Annotated in this window: 17 protein-coding genes and 1 pseudogene; 1 reads left to right on the forward strand and 17 read right to left on the reverse strand. The window is 58.6% G+C overall.

Annotation, left to right across the window (positions count from 1 at the left end; translation table 11 throughout):
- Window positions 1-66: 66 nt before the first annotated feature.
- From BLR72_RS22905 to BLR72_RS18525, 4 genes are read right to left on the reverse strand one after another with little or no spacing between them, the layout of a single operon-like run.
- The gene (locus BLR72_RS22905; protein WP_027232106.1) at window positions 67-396 is read right to left on the reverse strand and encodes a hypothetical protein; all 330 of its coding nucleotides are present in this window, start codon (window positions 394-396) and stop codon (window positions 67-69) included.
- 32 nt (window positions 397-428) lie between these two features.
- The gene (locus BLR72_RS18515; protein WP_091950936.1) at window positions 429-1448 is read right to left on the reverse strand and encodes an Lnb N-terminal periplasmic domain-containing protein; all 1020 of its coding nucleotides are present in this window, start codon (window positions 1446-1448) and stop codon (window positions 429-431) included.
- A 16-nt stretch (window positions 1449-1464) separates the two neighbouring features.
- A complete protein-coding gene (locus BLR72_RS18520) occupies window positions 1465-2034 on the reverse strand; it encodes an OmpA family protein (RefSeq protein ID WP_091950937.1) in 570 nt (189 codons plus the stop codon).
- 27 nt (window positions 2035-2061) lie between these two features.
- Window positions 2062-2466 (reverse strand): hypothetical protein, encoded by a 405-nt coding sequence (locus BLR72_RS18525; protein WP_228020112.1) that lies wholly within the window; start codon window positions 2464-2466, stop codon window positions 2062-2064.
- Between the two features lie 337 nt (window positions 2467-2803).
- Here BLR72_RS18525 and BLR72_RS18530 point away from each other — a divergent pair, with 337 nt between their 5' ends.
- Window positions 2804-3199, forward strand: coding sequence for a hypothetical protein (locus BLR72_RS18530; RefSeq protein ID WP_027232110.1), 396 nt, complete (start codon window positions 2804-2806; stop codon window positions 3197-3199).
- A gap of 559 nt (window positions 3200-3758) precedes the next feature.
- Here the strand turns inward: BLR72_RS18530 and BLR72_RS18535 are convergent.
- The 13 genes and pseudogenes from BLR72_RS18535 to BLR72_RS18595 form a co-directional block, all read right to left on the reverse strand.
- Entirely contained in the window at window positions 3759-4073 is a 315-nt protein-coding gene (locus BLR72_RS18535) for a hypothetical protein (RefSeq protein WP_091923220.1), read from the reverse strand.
- A gap of 93 nt (window positions 4074-4166) precedes the next feature.
- Complete coding sequence (locus BLR72_RS18540) at window positions 4167-4631, reverse strand: NUDIX hydrolase (RefSeq protein ID WP_091950939.1); 465 nt, start codon at window positions 4629-4631, stop codon at window positions 4167-4169.
- Window positions 4632-5141, reverse strand: a complete 510-nt coding sequence (gene msrA, locus BLR72_RS18545) for a peptide-methionine (S)-S-oxide reductase MsrA (RefSeq protein ID WP_091950941.1) — start codon at window positions 5139-5141, stop codon at window positions 4632-4634.
- On the reverse strand, window positions 5138-5347 hold the full coding sequence (locus BLR72_RS18550) for a hypothetical protein (RefSeq protein WP_091950943.1): 210 nt from the start codon (window positions 5345-5347) through the stop codon (window positions 5138-5140). The genes msrA and BLR72_RS18550 overlap by 4 nt, the downstream gene beginning before the upstream one ends.
- Window positions 5348-5450: 103 nt before the next feature.
- A pseudogene (locus BLR72_RS18555) lies at window positions 5451-6737 on the reverse strand (cytochrome c biogenesis protein DipZ); the annotation flags it as partial.
- Window positions 6738-6880: 143 nt separating this feature from the next.
- A complete protein-coding gene (locus BLR72_RS18560) occupies window positions 6881-8197 on the reverse strand; it encodes an ATP-binding protein (RefSeq protein WP_091950947.1) in 1317 nt (438 codons plus the stop codon).
- On the reverse strand, window positions 8194-8934 hold the full coding sequence (locus BLR72_RS18565; RefSeq protein ID WP_091923232.1) for a response regulator: 741 nt from the start codon (window positions 8932-8934) through the stop codon (window positions 8194-8196). The genes BLR72_RS18560 and BLR72_RS18565 overlap by 4 nt, the downstream gene beginning before the upstream one ends.
- Before the next feature lie 39 nt (window positions 8935-8973).
- On the reverse strand, window positions 8974-10008 hold the full coding sequence (locus BLR72_RS18570; protein ID WP_091950949.1) for an alpha/beta fold hydrolase: 1035 nt from the start codon (window positions 10006-10008) through the stop codon (window positions 8974-8976).
- A gap of 141 nt (window positions 10009-10149) precedes the next feature.
- Window positions 10150-10746 (reverse strand): phytochelatin synthase family protein, encoded by a 597-nt coding sequence (locus BLR72_RS18575; RefSeq protein ID WP_244506767.1) that lies wholly within the window; start codon window positions 10744-10746, stop codon window positions 10150-10152.
- Window positions 10747-10872: 126 nt separating this feature from the next.
- The gene (locus BLR72_RS18580; RefSeq protein ID WP_091951290.1) at window positions 10873-11787 is read right to left on the reverse strand and encodes an efflux RND transporter periplasmic adaptor subunit; all 915 of its coding nucleotides are present in this window, start codon (window positions 11785-11787) and stop codon (window positions 10873-10875) included.
- Window positions 11787-11996 carry a DUF1656 domain-containing protein gene (locus tag BLR72_RS18585; RefSeq protein ID WP_027232118.1) on the reverse strand — a complete coding sequence of 70 codons (210 nt, stop codon included), beginning with the start codon at window positions 11994-11996 and terminating at the stop codon, window positions 11787-11789. The genes BLR72_RS18580 and BLR72_RS18585 overlap by 1 nt, the downstream gene beginning before the upstream one ends.
- Before the next feature lie 5 nt (window positions 11997-12001).
- On the reverse strand, window positions 12002-14074 hold the full coding sequence (locus BLR72_RS18590; RefSeq protein ID WP_091950953.1) for an FUSC family protein: 2073 nt from the start codon (window positions 14072-14074) through the stop codon (window positions 12002-12004).
- Window positions 14071-14550, reverse strand: a complete 480-nt coding sequence (locus tag BLR72_RS18595; RefSeq protein WP_091923239.1) for a MarR family winged helix-turn-helix transcriptional regulator — start codon at window positions 14548-14550, stop codon at window positions 14071-14073. Before BLR72_RS18595 ends, BLR72_RS18590 begins: the two co-directional genes overlap by 4 nt.
- Window positions 14551-14942: the final 392 nt, after the last annotated feature.

Genomic DNA, 14942 nt, shown 5'->3' on the forward strand with positions numbered 1-14942 from the left:
CCTGCATTCTTTCATCCCCCGATGAACAGAAACCGCCGGCATCTTCTAGTTGTATGCTACGGTAACCTACTCCCCAAATGCCTCCCCGTCCACGATAGTAAGTTCGAAACTCCTTTTGCTCCGGAAAGGGAGCTCTTTGACATGGATAGAGGGGTAGTGGCTGCGAAAAGGCGATTTCCTTTCCGAGGTCAAGCGATAGAGGAACGTGCCGCCCGCGATGATGAGTTCCGCGAACTGTGTGCCGATTTCGCGGACGCGGAGGTGGAACTGTGCCGTTGGGAGCAATCGACGGAGCCAAAGCGCAATGAGCGTTATGCCGAGTATCTGCAACTCGTGGACGACCTTGCAAGCGAGATCGGCGCGGCGCTCGATCGTGCGGCCATCATCCCGTTCCACAGACGTGGGCCCCGAACCTGACAGCCTCGCGCTCAGTTGGCGTTCTTTTCCGCCGGCGATGGCACCCCGACCCGAATGAGGCGGGAAAAATCCTGCGACAAGCCGGCGGCATTTGCCCGCTCGTCGATATGAGCGCGGGCACGCAAATCTGCGAGCGAATAGCTTTTGTCGAGCGCCCCGTGGTCGTAAGCATATTCAGGCAAATAGCCATTGACGATCAGCCGCCAGTCGAAAGGGACGACGTCGCCGACGGCACGCATCATCTTGACGACCGTCGTCGTACAGTTCGTCGTGATCGAATTATAGAATTCCGGTGACGTCGACAGGGCGTTGGCATCGGCAACGTATTCGAGAAGCAGCGCTCTTGCTGCCTCCGGTCCCGCCCTCAGGCGATAAATCTGCACATCCTCGCCGCGAAAATTCGACCTGACGCCAATGACGTCACGCTCGTCGGCCGCGATGATGACGAGAGGATCACTCTTGAATAGATCAGCTATCGGCGAGAACGCGCCGCCCTCACGCCGCTTTACCTCAATCGACCATGCAACATATTGATCCTGCTCGAAACCAAAACTCATTATGACATGCGCAATATTGGGATTGCCCCAATAGGACATGAAAAGATCAGCGGTCTGGAGTTTGCTGAGGTCGTAGCTGCGGGTCGACCAGCGTTCGACGAAATCCGTCTTGCCGCGCCATTCGAATTCGCGAACATTTGTTAGCGTCAGCACATTGCCATCCATCGTGCCGGTTACCTGCCGCGACACTTCAGGTGCCCAATCTGCCTGGGCCGGCGGTCGTATCGTGCTCCACCAGAGTAACAAGGCCGCGAATGCGATCAGAAAGGCGGCAAGGCCGCGAAACATCCTGCGCGTGAACATGGCAATGATGGCTACGATGCCGAGAATGACGAAGACGCACCCCGCAAGCGCGCGTAGATATTCGGGCGCCGGCAGGCGATACCAAAGCGCGAGCGCCGCCCATGCCGTCGCCAGCACAATGACCAGCGACAGGATGGTTGCGATCAGAATGCGCGCTACAAGCCGCAACAAGCCCCCTTCGCTGGCACTATTTCACCATGCCAAGGTTGATCAGCTGGACCCGGCGGTTTGACGCTGCCTTCGGATTGGCGGCATCGACCAGCATTTCCTGTCCCACGCCCACAGCATAAAGGCGATCGGGCGAAACGGCAAAAGTTGTGGTCAATGCCTCCCGGATCGCGTCTGCCCGTTCCTGGCTGAGCTTGAGGTTATGCCGGGCATCGCCTGTCGAACTTGTATGCCCGACGACGAGGAACTTGTAGAACATGAGGTTCGGATGATGCAGCGCATCGGCAATAAGTCCGACCGTCCGGTACGACTGCGGCTCTATCGCGACGGAATCGTTCTCGAAGTCGATCTCGACAAGCAATTGCGCGAGATGAGTGAGTTGGCTCCAGTTCGGCTGGTTCGCCACTCCCTTGCCGACATTGGCGTTCGCTTCTTCCATGAGCAGTGCGATATCTATCGCCGGTGCCTCGGACGATACCTGGCTCAAGCTGGTAACGAGTTGCCGGTCGGTAAGCTGCTGCGCCGCCACAGGACCGGCAGCGAGCAAGAGGCCAAGCGCCAGGCCGGCGCGCAGTCGATGAACAAGCATTCTTTGTCTCCCTAAGCCGCGCATGGTTCAACGCCATCCCGCATCGGTAATCGCCTGGTTGCACTTTCCGTTGTCGATCCGCTTCGTCTTCAAGAGACAGGCGAGAATATTGCCTTCGCCCTTTACGCCCTTGCAGAACTCGGCCGCGTCATGTTCGCAAAGCTTGAAAAAACCAGTCTGCGCGGCTTGCCGCTGACTGATCGAGGCAGTGACCGAAGTCAGCGTGGAGGTGCAGGTTGGCGAAACCTTCGCCTCGTTTTTCTGCAGGCAGTCCTGAATGCGGTTGTTGCCAAGGTTGAGACCGCTGCAAAGCTTCTTGATATCCTTGCCGCAGTCCTTGGCAAGCGCACTGACCGCATCGGCGTAGCTGATCGTATCCGCTGAGCTGATCCCGGCCATGAAAAGCGTCACGATTGCCACCGCTCCGCTCATGAGGCGTAGTCTCTTCATCACAAATTACCCCTCGTCCCGATTGACGTTTCTGGTAGTGCCGGCCCCTCCCCAGTAGCTTTCGTGCAGGGCCGATGGCGTGAAATTGAAGCATGCTCACTGCGCCAATGTGGCGTCATCGGCCCAAAAACTACTGAACTTACCGGCGGTCTGGGAGTAATTTACTGTAGGATACGCTCACACGGAGAATTGGGGATGGAGCGAAACACTCGGAGCAACCGGCAGGTCCTTGCATTCAGTTTTTTCGGTTTTGTCCTGTCAAACGCCGGCCCGGCACACTATCTTGCACTCGAAACCGCAGCATGAGTTGGAGGCCGGAATGAGTGCCGAGAAACAATTGACTGATCAGGACGCTTTTGAAGTGGCGAATGGAATCGTCGAAACGCAAAAGGCCAAGCTTTCCCCGAAATTTGTTGAGCAGATAGGCGATTCCGACTTGCGCGTAGGCGAATCCTGGTTTGCCTGGGGGATCTACGGAGCACTGACGACCGATGCCGAACGGCGCCGCCGGCTTCTGGCCGAGTATTTGAAGCGAAAGGACCAAAGCGAACGCGACCCAAACGAACTTGCGCGCGAGATCGAGGCACTTTCCATTGGCGAAAATCGGCTGTTCCATGCGGTCGCAGGGGCTGGGCGCCAAGCCTACCTAGAAGGCGGCGACGCGCATCTCGACAAGATCGCTTCCATCTTCCTCAATATGATCAGGAATCATTGAACGCAATAGCTTGCCAGTGGTGCAGAAATCCGGGCGAGGCAGTATCATTCCTGCGAGGTGTCACTCTTGCATCACTCAGGCTATCGTATGATCGACTTCTGATCGCCACACTGCCCCCAAGAAACCGGCGATCAGCTTTAGGAGGAGCAAGAGACGATAAGGTTCCCCCTTGTAAACGTTTCCCTCCTCCTCTTTTTAGGTGCGTCGTGACGTAAATTTAGGCCGCGCCGGGGGGCCGCCGGAATGAAATCCTGGAAATGGCTATCAAACAGGGCCATTGACAGGCCTGTTGCGGTGCAGCAAGGTTGGTGAGTCGAGAGGCCAACGCTCGATGTGAGGTTCGGTGAGTCACATTGAGCGAAATGCCGGACCTCACCTTTTACATTATCGTGAGTTGACGGGAAGCTGCAGCGGGCGCACGCTTTCGAGGTTGCGCTTCTAGCGATCTGCAACATCGGGGCTCGGGTCGACCCTTCCTTTCTCCTCGAGCCGAGCCTCACCTTACTTGTCCGCGCTTTCTTTTTATTTTCCGGCGCAATCGATCTCGCCGATTGTCGCGCTAGCGCCGGATGATCTCGTGGAACTCGTCATGCTGGCCGGGAAGGTCCTCGGCGACGACCAGGCCAAGGCCCTCGGCGTCAAAGATGGCAAACCATTCGTCCCATTCAACGAGCCGCGGACGGCCAAAATCCGCTGGGCGGTCAGCGCCCTGATCGTCGTCGTCCTCATAGGCGTGCTGGCCAAAGGCAAGCGCGAGGACTGGAACGTCGCTACCGATCAAATCGGCGGAATCGCGGATGGTGGGCACACCGGAACGACCTGCGGCCCAATCCTTTATTTCCTGGTGATCCGTGAGCAATCTGGTTTCGACCATGGGAACTCGTCCTTTCCATTGTGCTTGTGCCGAGGCGCGAAAGCCCCTGCCCCATTGATGCATGCCTTAGTCACATGCATCAAGTCCGCAAGGTCAAGCCCGTCTTGCTGCGAACTCTGACAGGATGGCCCGCTGGCCCTTGAGAATTTTCAGCGCGGCCACGGGCAACTGGAACCACCCCGCGCGATCGACCTCGGGAAATGCTTGCATCGAGCCGGATTTAGGCGGCCACTCCATTTCGAACGTATTGCTTACAATGGTTTCGGCATTCACCGCCGCATCGGCTTCGACCGACCAGGCAACTATTATCTTGCCGCTCGGCTGCTTGAATTCGCCGAGCGGCGCGAAGGTGCCGTCTATATCGAAGCCAATCTCTTCCCTGGTCTCGCGTCGCGCCGCATCCAGCTCATCCTCGTTATCGTCGATGAGGCCTTTCGGTATCGACCACACGCCATCATCCTTGCGAGCCCAATAGGGCCCGCCGGGATGGACCAGCAGCACTTCGAGAGTTCCGTCGCTGTAGCGATAGATCAGAAGGCCTGCGCTCCGCTGTACCATTCAGGCCGACGCAGCACGGACGGGAAGCTTCCAGCCGGGCCGGATGAAGTGACAGGTATATCCGTTCGGGATGCGCTCGAGATAATCCTGATGCTCGGGCTCGGCTTCCCAGAAATCGTTGGCCGGGGCCACCTCGGTGACAACTTTGCCGGGCCACAGTCCCGAAGCGTCAACGTCTGCGATCGTATCGAGCGCAACGCGCTTCTGCTCCTCGTTCGTATAGAAAATCGCTGAACGATAGCTCATGCCAACATCATTGCCCTGGCGGTTGCGGGTGCTCGGATCGTGAATCTGGAAAAAGAATTCAAGAATCTGCCGATAACTGATGCGGGCCGGATCAAAGACGATTTCGATGGCCTCCGCATGGGTTCCATGGTTGCGGTAGGTCGCGTTCGGAACGTCGCCGCCGCTATAGCCAACGCGTGTCGAAATCACCCCGTCATAGCGGCGAAACAAATCCTGCATGCCCCAGAAGCATCCGCCAGCGAGAATTGCGCGTTCTTGGCTCATGAATTTACCTCCAGTTTCTTGGGATGGACTGCTGTATCGCTGGTCCACATGCCCGGAATATAGGGATGCGCGTGTCCAGCCGCCAGAAGCGGGCCGCCAAGTGCAATGACACCGGCTGCCGGTGAAGGTTCACGCGAGGTCACATCGTAAATGCAAGGCGAACCTAGCACTCCCGCGACGATCAGGCACTTTATAACAAATTTCATTACGGCTTTTCCTCTCAGGTGGAGCGATATCGTACGATCATAGACGAAGATATCGCCCCTCAAGACGGGGGCGATATCTTTCGGATCGTCAGCCACGGGCTGCCTTGACCTCGGGCATGACGGGCTGATTGGCTGCCTGCTCGCCCTTGGCTTCAGCTAGAAGATCCTGAATTACCTTTTCCGACGTGTCGTATTCGCCTTCGCCGAAATGGTGGTAGCGGATCTGCCCCTTGGCATCGATGAAGTAGTGCGCCGGCCAATAGCTGTTCTCGAAAGCCTGCCAGATTTTATAGTTGTTATCGACGGCAACCGGATACTTGATTCTAAAGTCGGCGATCGCCTTCTTGACGTTGTCGATCTTCTTCTCAAAGGCATATTCCGGGGCGTGCACGCCAATGACGACAAGACCCTGATCCTTATACTTCTCGGACCATTCCACGACATAGGGCACCGTATGAATGCAGTTGATGCACGAGTAAGTCCAGAAATCGACCAGCACGACCTTGCCGCGTAATTGCTCCGGGGTCAGCGGCGCTGAATTCAGCCATTCGACAGCGCCACCCAGTGAGGGAAACTTGCCTTCGACCGGCAAATCACTGCGAAAGGCCGGTTGGGTGTTGGCGGCCAGCATAACGCCACGGTCTGCTGCTGATTGCGGTGAAGTACGCGGCTTGAGCGCATCGAGAAGCGCCTGCTCGGCCTTGCCCGTGGCCGGCCCCGAGAGCCGAGCCAGATAGCCCGTATCTGCGCCGAGCGCGATGGCGGCGACGCCAGCAAGAACGGCGATGCCGAGGCCACGACGCAGCCATTCGCCGGCGCCTATCGAGCGCTTCATCACAGCGAAGACCTGACCACCAACGAGCACTGCCAGTGCAAGCGATGTCCCTGCGCCTGCCGCATAGGCGAGAAGAAGCAGGGTCGTTTGGACGCTGGCACCCTGAAGCGCGGCTCCGGTCAGAACCAAGCCGAGAATCGGTCCGGCGCAGGGCGCCCAGAGCAGGCCCGTTGCAACGCCAAGGATGAGCGCTCCTCCGAATGTCGGAACGGACCCGGGTCCGCCGGTTGCGTTCAGCAATCTGTTGGCAAAGGTTACAATGGGAGTGGTGGCGATGGCGGCGAGCCGCGGAGAAACAAGGGTCAGGCCAAACGCGGCCAACAGCACAAGTGCCGCGTAGCGCCCATATTCATTGGCTTGCACGGCCCAACTGCCCCCAACAGCGGCGAGCGAAGCGACAAGGGCAAACGTCATTGCCATGCCGACCAGCATCGGCAAGGTACTCTTGATGAAGGGTTGCCCCGCGCGCGCGAAGACAAAGGGAAGTACGGGCAGGATGCAGGGGCTGAGGATCGTCAGCGCGCCCGCGAGGTAGGCAACAAACAGAAGCGTCATCATCATCTCCTTCGAAGCGATGTGTGTGCGACGACTGAAGATCAGTCGCGGATCGCATAGAGCCGCAACGACGTATCCTGGATGTGTCCTATAGGGCTCGAAATTGTATCGGATTGTACAAATGTGCGGGATGATATCACGCTTCAGCGAATGGTGACTTCCGCTGAAAGGCCACCACCGGCACGATTGCGCAATTGCAGCGATGCACCAATGGCAAGCGCAAGTTGGTGGGCGATGGCCAGTCCCAGCCCCGTGCCCCCGGTGCCGCGGTTGCGTGACTGCTCAAGCCGGAAGAACGGCTGGAGCACCGCCTCCAAATGGTCTTCCGGAATGCCGGGGCCACGATCCATGATCTTGACGGTCGCTTGACCGTTCTTGTCACTTTCAAGATATACCTCGGCGCTGCCGCCAAATTTCAGCGCATTGTCGATGAGGTTGGTGAAGATCCGCCGCAATGCGTGGGGCCGAGTCTCCACCGGGGCAAGGATTTTTCCTTCAATCGTTACGGCCTTACCTGTGTCCTGGTAGTCGTAGACTAGGCTTTCCATAAATGAGGTAATGTCGATGCGGGAGGACTTCTCGGCATCGCCGTGGGCGCTACGGGCATAAGCCACGCCTTCATGGACAAGCCGCTCGATCTCGGTCAGATCCTGGATCAGCTTGTCTTTCTCGGCGGAATCCTCACCGACCTCAGCACGAAGCTTCATCCGGGTAATCGGGGTCTGCAGGTCGTGGGAGATCGCAGCCAGGATTTGCACGCGTTCCTCGAGATAGTGCGCGATCCGGTCGCGCATGGCATTGAAGGCAGTTGCGGCATAGGCAACTTCACTCGGGCCTGACTCGCTGAGCCTTGGAGCCTTTTTGTTAGGGTCGAGCGTATCGGCTGCATGGGCGAGATCAACGAGTGGACGGATTGCCTGGCGCACCGCAAACCAGGTGCAAAGAACGAGCAAGAGCAGTTGAGCAACGAGCACGTACGGCAACCAATCTGCGAGCGGCATCGCCGCCGGTTGTACATCGATCGTCAATGGCGCGCCGTCGCTCAATGTCAGATGGGCCTGCAGGCGCATTGCATCGCCCGGGATGGATTCCACATGGATGGGAAAGCGCTGACCACCGGCAGCTTCTATCTTTGCCGCAATCTCGGCCCCCCGCTTGCTCATGTCCGGGAGGCCGGGCAGGCCGTTTCCGAGTTCGAAGCGATAGGTTCCACGATCAAGGCGGTCGAGCCAGTTCGCGCGCTCATTGGCGGGCAGCCGATCGAGAATGGCAATGGAGGTCGCGACATCGCTTTCGAGCGTGTTCAGCATGACGTTCCGCGTTGCCATATAGCGTTCAAGAAACAAGGCACTGAAGGACAACGCATGAGCAAGGATCAAGCCCGCGAGAAGGATCAGGAACAGGCGCGCGCCAAGCGTGCGGGGCCATCGCCAAGGATGCGGGCTCCCCGCAATGCTCATTGTCGCAGCTCGGCAATTTCAACTGGCATCGAGAAAACGTAGCCCTCGCTCCGTACAGTCTTGATATAGGCAGGTTCACGCGCATCGTCGCAAAGTCGCTGCCTCAGCCTGCTGACAAGCAGGTCGATCGAACGATCGAAGAGCTCCGCATCGCGGCCTTGCGTCAGATTGAGCAGTTGGTCGCGATTAAGCACGCGCTGAGGATGATCGACAAACACGCGAAGCAGTCGGTACTCGGCGCCGCTGAGTGTGACCGTGGTTCCGGTCTTGTCGACCAAATGCCGGCCTACCGTGTCGAGTTCCCAATCGCCGAACCGTAAGCGTTGGCCGGCCTCCGTGATCTGGAGGTTGGGCGGAAGCATACGGGTTCGCCGCAGCACGGCCTTGATACGTGCCAGCAATTCGCGTGCCGCAAATGGCTTCACCAGATAGTCGTCGGCACCCATTTCAAGCCCGATGATGCGATCGGTCTCATCGTTTCGCGCTGTCAGCATGAGGATCGGCGTCGCCTTGTGCTTACCCGCCCGCAACTCGCGGCACAGCACCAGCCCGTCGTCGCCAGGCATCATGATATCGAGAACGATGAGATCGACAGCATTCGTTTCAAGGAAAGCGCGCATGTGCCGGCCGTCTGCCGCGACGCTGACACGCAAGCCGTTCCTGGTCAGGTAGGCCGCGACCAGTTCGCGGATCTCACGGTCGTCATCGACGATCAAGACGTGGTCAATGTGGTCCATCACACCTGCTTCGTTTGTGTTGCCCTGCCGGCTTGAGCCTCAGAAGCCATCGACATCGATGACCGCCTGGGCAAAAGCCTGAGGCGCTTCCTGCGGCAGATTATGGCCTATGCCGCCCGTGATCGTTCGATGCTCGTACTTGCCGGAAAATTTCTGGCGATAGGATGCCGGCTCGGGATGCGGCGCGCCATTCGCGTCTCCTTCCATTGTGATCGTCGGCACGCTGATTAGCGGGCCCGCGGCAAGCTTTTTTTCCAACCCGTCGTACTGCGGTTCGCCCTGCGCAAGGCCAAGCCTCCAGCGGTAGTTGTGGATAACGATGTCGACATGATCCGGATTGTTGAACGCTTCGGCGGATCGATCGAAGGTAGCATCGTCAAAGTTCCACTTTGGCGATGCAAGCTGCCAGATGAGCTTTGCGAAGTCATGCCGGTTGCTGTCGTAGCCCTGGCGGCCGCGATCAGTGGCAAAATAGAACTGGTACCACCAGGCAAGCTCCGCCTTGGGCGGCAAGGGCTTCTTGTTGGCTTCCTGACTGCCGATCAGGTAGCCGCTCACCGAAACCATGGCCTTGCAACGCTCGGGCCATAGCGCTGCCACTATGTTCGCCGTCCGCGCTCCCCAGTCATAACCTGCGATGATCGCGGTCTGAATTTTCAATGCATCCATCAGCGCGACAATGTCGGTGGCAATGACCGCCTGCTGGCCGTTGCGGATCGTCTCGCTCGCGAGAAACCGGGTCGTGCCGTAGCCGCGAAGATAAGGCATGACGACGCGGTAACCCGCTCCGGCAAGAAGTGGCGCGACGTCGACAAAGCTGTAGATATCATACGGCCAACCATGCAGCAGTATCACCGCCGGGCCATCCGCGGGGCCGGCTTCCGCATAGCCGACGTTGAGCTGCCCCACGTCAACCTGCTTAAGGGGTGCGAAGCTCGTATGCGTCCCCGGCTTGACTGCAGGCGCTACCTTGCCGGCCTGCGCGTTCGCTGCGCCTATCAGTGGAAATTCCACAGCGACTGCCGTCACCGCGGCAATACTGAGGAAATTGCGACGGTTGACCTCTTCCGACATTGTTACTTCTCCGATTGGGTAATGCGACCACTGCAATGCATGGCGAACGTATACCCCGTGTGTCCGTCAAAGGGCAATTTGCATGCGCGTGTAAGTAGCAGCGTACCGGATACATACTGTTACAATCGGGCTTTGGACAAGCTACTGGATCAGAAGTAATCCGCGCTTCTTGTCGCCATCGAATGTGTCCATTGCCAAGAATAGGCGTTCGCGTTCAACGAGCCACGGCCGGTAGTTTTCGTTCACATCAAGGACGAGGACCATATCGGCCCCGTCAAGATAGCCACCAATCGGTGAGAAGTGCCCTGCGCCAGCGCCGAAGACTTTCTCTCTGGTAAAGTTGACGATGTAGCGACGGTCCGGATCATTCGAATGTCGCAAGTGCTCGCGGAACTCTTCGCTCGATATGTCGCGAATGACCGTGACTTTCCGATCGGTATGCTGTTTTGCTACACCGGCCAATTCGTCAAGCGTAAGACCCATGATGCATAGGCCGGTCCAACATTTGCCGGTGCCTTCGAGGACGGCCGCCTCGGTGGTCTCGTCCTCCCCGAGGGAGCGAAACACGTTGGCGACACTGGCGGGACCGCATTTTGAGGGGTTGGACTGGTAGCTGACCGTCAATCCAAATGTCTTGGCCGCCGGAAGCTTCCAAGCTTGTGCAAGCATGTCGGGTGACCGGGTGACGGCATTCGCTATGGCGTCGGCGGGAACCTTGGTCTGACCGACAACGACAATGACCGCCCCAAGAAAAGGGCACTGAAGGCGACCAAGGCTAAAAGAACACGCCTCATGTTTTCCGACCACCGATGATGCCGGCATCCTACATCAACGATTGCACCACTGCTACCGACCTGTTGAGCGTCAGTTCTGCTCGATGTCTCCGGCACCGGGCAGACGCGCAACCGAGACAGCGGCGTCGGGCGCGACAGTGACCGTCGCAGTCATGCCGGCTACGAGCTGCGTCTTTTGCGGGATCTGGTCCAACGCAATCCGCACCGGTATACGCTGCGCCAGCCGCACCCAGCTGAACGTTGGATTGATATTGGCGAGAAGACCCGAACCTGCCGTTCGCTCACGATCCTCAATGCCTGCGGCGATGCTGTCGACGTGGCCGGTGATGGCTTCTGATTGGCCCATCAGCTTGACCTTCACGGAGTCCCCGACACGGATACGGGCCAGCTTGGTTTCTTCGAAATAGCCTTCGACCCGAATTGAATCGGTGTCCACCAGCGCCATCTGGGAACTGCCTGTCGTCACATAATTTCCCGGCCGGAGCGACAGGTTGGTGATGGTACCGTTGACCGGCGCCTTTATCTGCGACCGCTCGCGGTTGAGGCGGGCGAGTTCCAGACTGGCGGTAGCTTGCAGATAGCTCGCTTGGGCAGTCGCCTCAGCGGACTGCGCCGCCTCCTTCTGTTGCTCGGAAATGACACCACCGAGCTGTTCGCGGCGCTTGCGGTCGCGGCTTGCCTGCTCGAGCGTTGCCTTCGCGCCTTCGACCGCCGCTTCGGCCTGTGTCACGGCGATTTCAAAGCGCCGCTCATCGACCTTGAACAGTATGTCGCCCTTCCGCACGACATCATTGTCCTTGACGAGAACGTCGCTGACGAGACCGGAGACGTCCGGCGCTACGGCCACGACATCCGCGCGCACCCTCGCGTCGCGAGTCCACGGATCGTTCATGTAGTGGTTCCAGAGTTCGCGACCCACGAACAATGCACACACGACCAATGCCAGGGTGACAACTACCCTGCCAGCTGTTTGAAGATTTTTCATCATGATACTAACCATTGCGTAAGTGAGACTGTCGCGCCGAGAAGCACGACGTAGAGCGCGACGTCGAATAGTCCACGATGCCAGACCCAGGCATAAATGCCGACCCAGGCAAGTGCGCGGCGGACCATCGCCGAGAGGAGCAGCGTCAGAAACATCATGCCGAGGAGCCCGGGCATGTAGACGCCGTAAATATCGAAATCACCAAGCATGTGTTCTACTCCGCAGCCATCAGCATTTGCGGCGATGACGTTTTGACGATGTCGCCGCCCATAGGTTTCGGGGACGGCGCGTAGGGGAAAAGGGCACGGCGCAGGCCGACAAGCGCATCGAGTATGCTGCGGCCCTGCATTGTCTGCTGCAGACCTGGCAGACTTAGCGCCTGATCGATGCGCTCCTGCAGGCGAGCATCGGGCGCGACCGCTTCGCGGCGTACGACACGCTGGCGAAACAGGTCGGCAATACCGGAAAGGACTGCATTCACGCTCGACTGGCCCTCGCCATCGAGATGCCGGCGCGCACGTTGTATCGCGACGATGTTGAAACCGAGACGTACTTCGGCAAAGCCATCGATCTCGGAGAGATACCGATCCTCCAGCGCAGCCAGCCGGGGAACAAGCTGGCCCATGCGATCGAGCATTCTTCCGGCAAGTTTTTCATGATCGCTTCGCCGCAAACCAGCCGCGGTTTCGGCGAGATCCGACCAGCCGGCCCGCACCAGGCGGCGCGCAGCTATCTCGGCGCCAAATGGCCTTGCGACCTGCGTCCAGACCAGCGCGAAGGCGATTCCCGCCATGGCCGCGATCGCCTCGTTGGCGAACGAGGCGAAGTCGACGGTCAAACGATTCTGCATGGCAACGAACGAGGCGGTGTTTACCGTGAGCAGCATGGCAAGCATGTTGAATTGCGGACGTGGAATAAGAAGTCCAATGAGAAGGAACGACGGCGCGAAGACGAGGACGAGCATTTCATAGCCGCTGATCGCCGGCAGGATCGCAAACTGGTAGACGAACGCTGCGATGAGGCTGACGCCGCACCACAGGAACATCTTGAAAATGAATGGTGCAGGTTGGTCCATTGCCGCAAAGAACGAGCAGGCTACGGCGGTCATCATGACGAAGCCGGCGCCGCTCTGCCATCCCGTTTCGATCCATATTAAGCTTGCAACGAGCGTAGCGACGACGACCGATCCAGATGAAAACAGCATCATGGCATAATCGTAATAGCGGGTGCGGCCGACGACTTGCCGATGCCGAAATGTTGGCCGCCACCGGCCCGAATACTGCCCGCGGGCGATCTGTTCGCGCAACGCAAGGCAATCGTGCCAGAGGTTGATAATTTCCAAAAGCCGCGCGAGCGCGCTCGACAGGATCAGGTGGTCCCAATTCTCTGATCGATCAGCCGATTTAAGCTCCTCGATCGTCCTGGCAAATCGTTGCGGAGCGTCCGCGGACGCTGCATCGGGTGATTGCAGCCAATCGGCCACTTCATGGAGCAACGAACTGAGTTTGGGCGGCAGGGGCCGGTCGCCCGACTTCAGGGCATGAAGCCTGTCCGCCAGTGACGAGAACAGCGGCAACAGCATCATGAGCCTACCGCGCAATTCTCTCGCATGGCGGGCGACGTCGCGGGTGCCGGCGTCAAAGGACAATTGACTGATGATGAGATCAAGGCCGGCAATATCTGCAGCGAGCTTCTGGCGCCTTGCCGGCGTTGCCGGTATTGCCCCCTCGCCGCGCAGAATTTCGTCGGCCCAGTCGGCTGCATCATCCAGCCAATCAGTGATGCGGCCACCGAGAACGGTCCCGACGCTGCTTGGAAAGATCAGGAGGCCAACGAGAGTGGCGCAGGTAATGCCGATGATGATTTCTTCCGTGCGTGCGACTGCTGTATCGAAAATCAGTTCGGGCGTTCCAACGGTTGGCAGGGCAATCAAAGGAAGCGAATAGCCTGCAAGCATAAAAACGTAACTGCGCGGCGTACGGTCGAGCATAGATATATAGAGGAGGCAGCCGGTCCATAGGGCGACGACGAGGGCGAGAAGCTCGGGCGCATTCACAAAGAGCGGCACGAAAAACACCGCGGCGCTGGCCCCGATGATTGTGCCGAGTGCGCGATAGAGACCCTTTGAGCTTGTTGCCCCGGCCAATGGATTTGCAACGACATAGACAGCCGCCATCGCCCAGTACGGACGCGGCAGGTCGAACCACAGGGCGATATAGAGCGCCATCATCGATGCGAGAAAGGCCTTGGCTGAAAATACCCAATCCCGCCAGGACGGAAACATCACGGCGTCAACTCGACCTCGCGCCTCGAAGGTTCAGCGGCAGGAGAGTTGCTTGCAGCGTCGAACGCCGCCAGAACCCGCAGTGCCGCATTGAGATCTTCCTTGCTCACGTCGGCAAGAATCTGGGCGCGCAAACCGACGAGGATATCCTCGAGCCTGGAGGCGTATTGCTTGCCCTTGCGCGTCAGCCACAGGGTCTTCGCGCGCCGGTCGCTCTTGTCTTCCTTGCGGATGACGAGGTCGGCCGCTTCCAGCTGGTCAATCAACCGGACCAGCGACGGGCCCTCGATCCCGATATAGGAAGCAAGAGTGATCTGACGCACCCCTCCGCCAAGCCGTCCGATCCACAATAGCGGCGCAGCACAGGCTTCGGAGATGTTCGACGACATCAACGCTTGATCGGTAATGCGCCGCCACTGCCGTCCCGTTTGGAGAAGACTGGTGGTAAAGGCGCGGCGGAGCTGATCTATTTCTTGCATAGGAAATTAATAGCATCCTAATGATTTTCTTGCAATCGATTTTTTCGCGGCTCGGCCGGTTGCAGCCAAGCCGTCTTTGGTATCAGGTGTGGCGTATGCGCGTGACTAAAAGAATGTCATCAACGAGGGCGCGGTCTTCCCCAAGCTTGCCGGCCGACCGCAAGCACAAAAGCATCAGTGGCAGCGTCGGCTTCAACAGCGGTGACTGGGCTTGAGGTCAACTGCCTGGGGCTATGGCGAGCAGTTCGCACGCCGAAAGGTCGCGCCATAATTTGAGGAGCTCAGGGCATTTTTGGCTGACCCGCGTTTTGTCAGCGTGGCATGGTCTCCCGGAACGAAGTCGAGGATCACAGGATTAGCCTTGCGGCGATTAGCGGCTAGCACCGGCGTCA

The organism is Phyllobacterium sp. YR620 (assembly GCF_900104165.1).
GTDB lineage: Bacteria > Pseudomonadota > Alphaproteobacteria > Rhizobiales > Rhizobiaceae > Phyllobacterium > Phyllobacterium pellucidum.

Excerpts from the sequence above, each read along its gene's own strand:
- BLR72_RS18570 (WP_091950949.1), bottom strand. The coding sequence starts at position 10,008 with ATGTCGGAAGAGGTCAACCGTCGCAATTTCCTCAGTATTGCCGCGGTG.
- BLR72_RS18565 (WP_091923232.1), bottom strand. The coding sequence starts at position 8,934 with ATGGACCACATTGACCACGTCTTGATCGTCGATGACGACCGTGAGATC.
- BLR72_RS18525 (WP_228020112.1), bottom strand. The coding sequence starts at position 2,466 with ATGAGCGGAGCGGTGGCAATCGTGACGCTTTTCATGGCCGGGATCAGC.
- msrA (WP_091950941.1), bottom strand. The coding sequence starts at position 5,141 with ATGAGCCAAGAACGCGCAATTCTCGCTGGCGGATGCTTCTGGGGCATG.
- BLR72_RS18540 (WP_091950939.1), bottom strand. The coding sequence starts at position 4,631 with ATGGTACAGCGGAGCGCAGGCCTTCTGATCTATCGCTACAGCGACGGA.
- BLR72_RS18595 (WP_091923239.1), bottom strand. The coding sequence starts at position 14,550 with ATGCAAGAAATAGATCAGCTCCGCCGCGCCTTTACCACCAGTCTTCTC.
- BLR72_RS18560 (WP_091950947.1), bottom strand. The coding sequence starts at position 8,197 with ATGAGCATTGCGGGGAGCCCGCATCCTTGGCGATGGCCCCGCACGCTT.
- BLR72_RS18530 (WP_027232110.1), top strand. The coding sequence starts at position 2,804 with ATGAGTGCCGAGAAACAATTGACTGATCAGGACGCTTTTGAAGTGGCG.
- BLR72_RS18580 (WP_091951290.1), bottom strand. The coding sequence starts at position 11,787 with ATGAAAAATCTTCAAACAGCTGGCAGGGTAGTTGTCACCCTGGCATTG.
- BLR72_RS18520 (WP_091950937.1), bottom strand. The coding sequence starts at position 2,034 with ATGCTTGTTCATCGACTGCGCGCCGGCCTGGCGCTTGGCCTCTTGCTC.
- BLR72_RS18535 (WP_091923220.1), bottom strand. The coding sequence starts at position 4,073 with ATGGTCGAAACCAGATTGCTCACGGATCACCAGGAAATAAAGGATTGG.
- BLR72_RS18585 (WP_027232118.1), bottom strand. The coding sequence starts at position 11,996 with ATGCTTGGTGATTTCGATATTTACGGCGTCTACATGCCCGGGCTCCTC.
- BLR72_RS18550 (WP_091950943.1), bottom strand. The coding sequence starts at position 5,347 with ATGAAATTTGTTATAAAGTGCCTGATCGTCGCGGGAGTGCTAGGTTCG.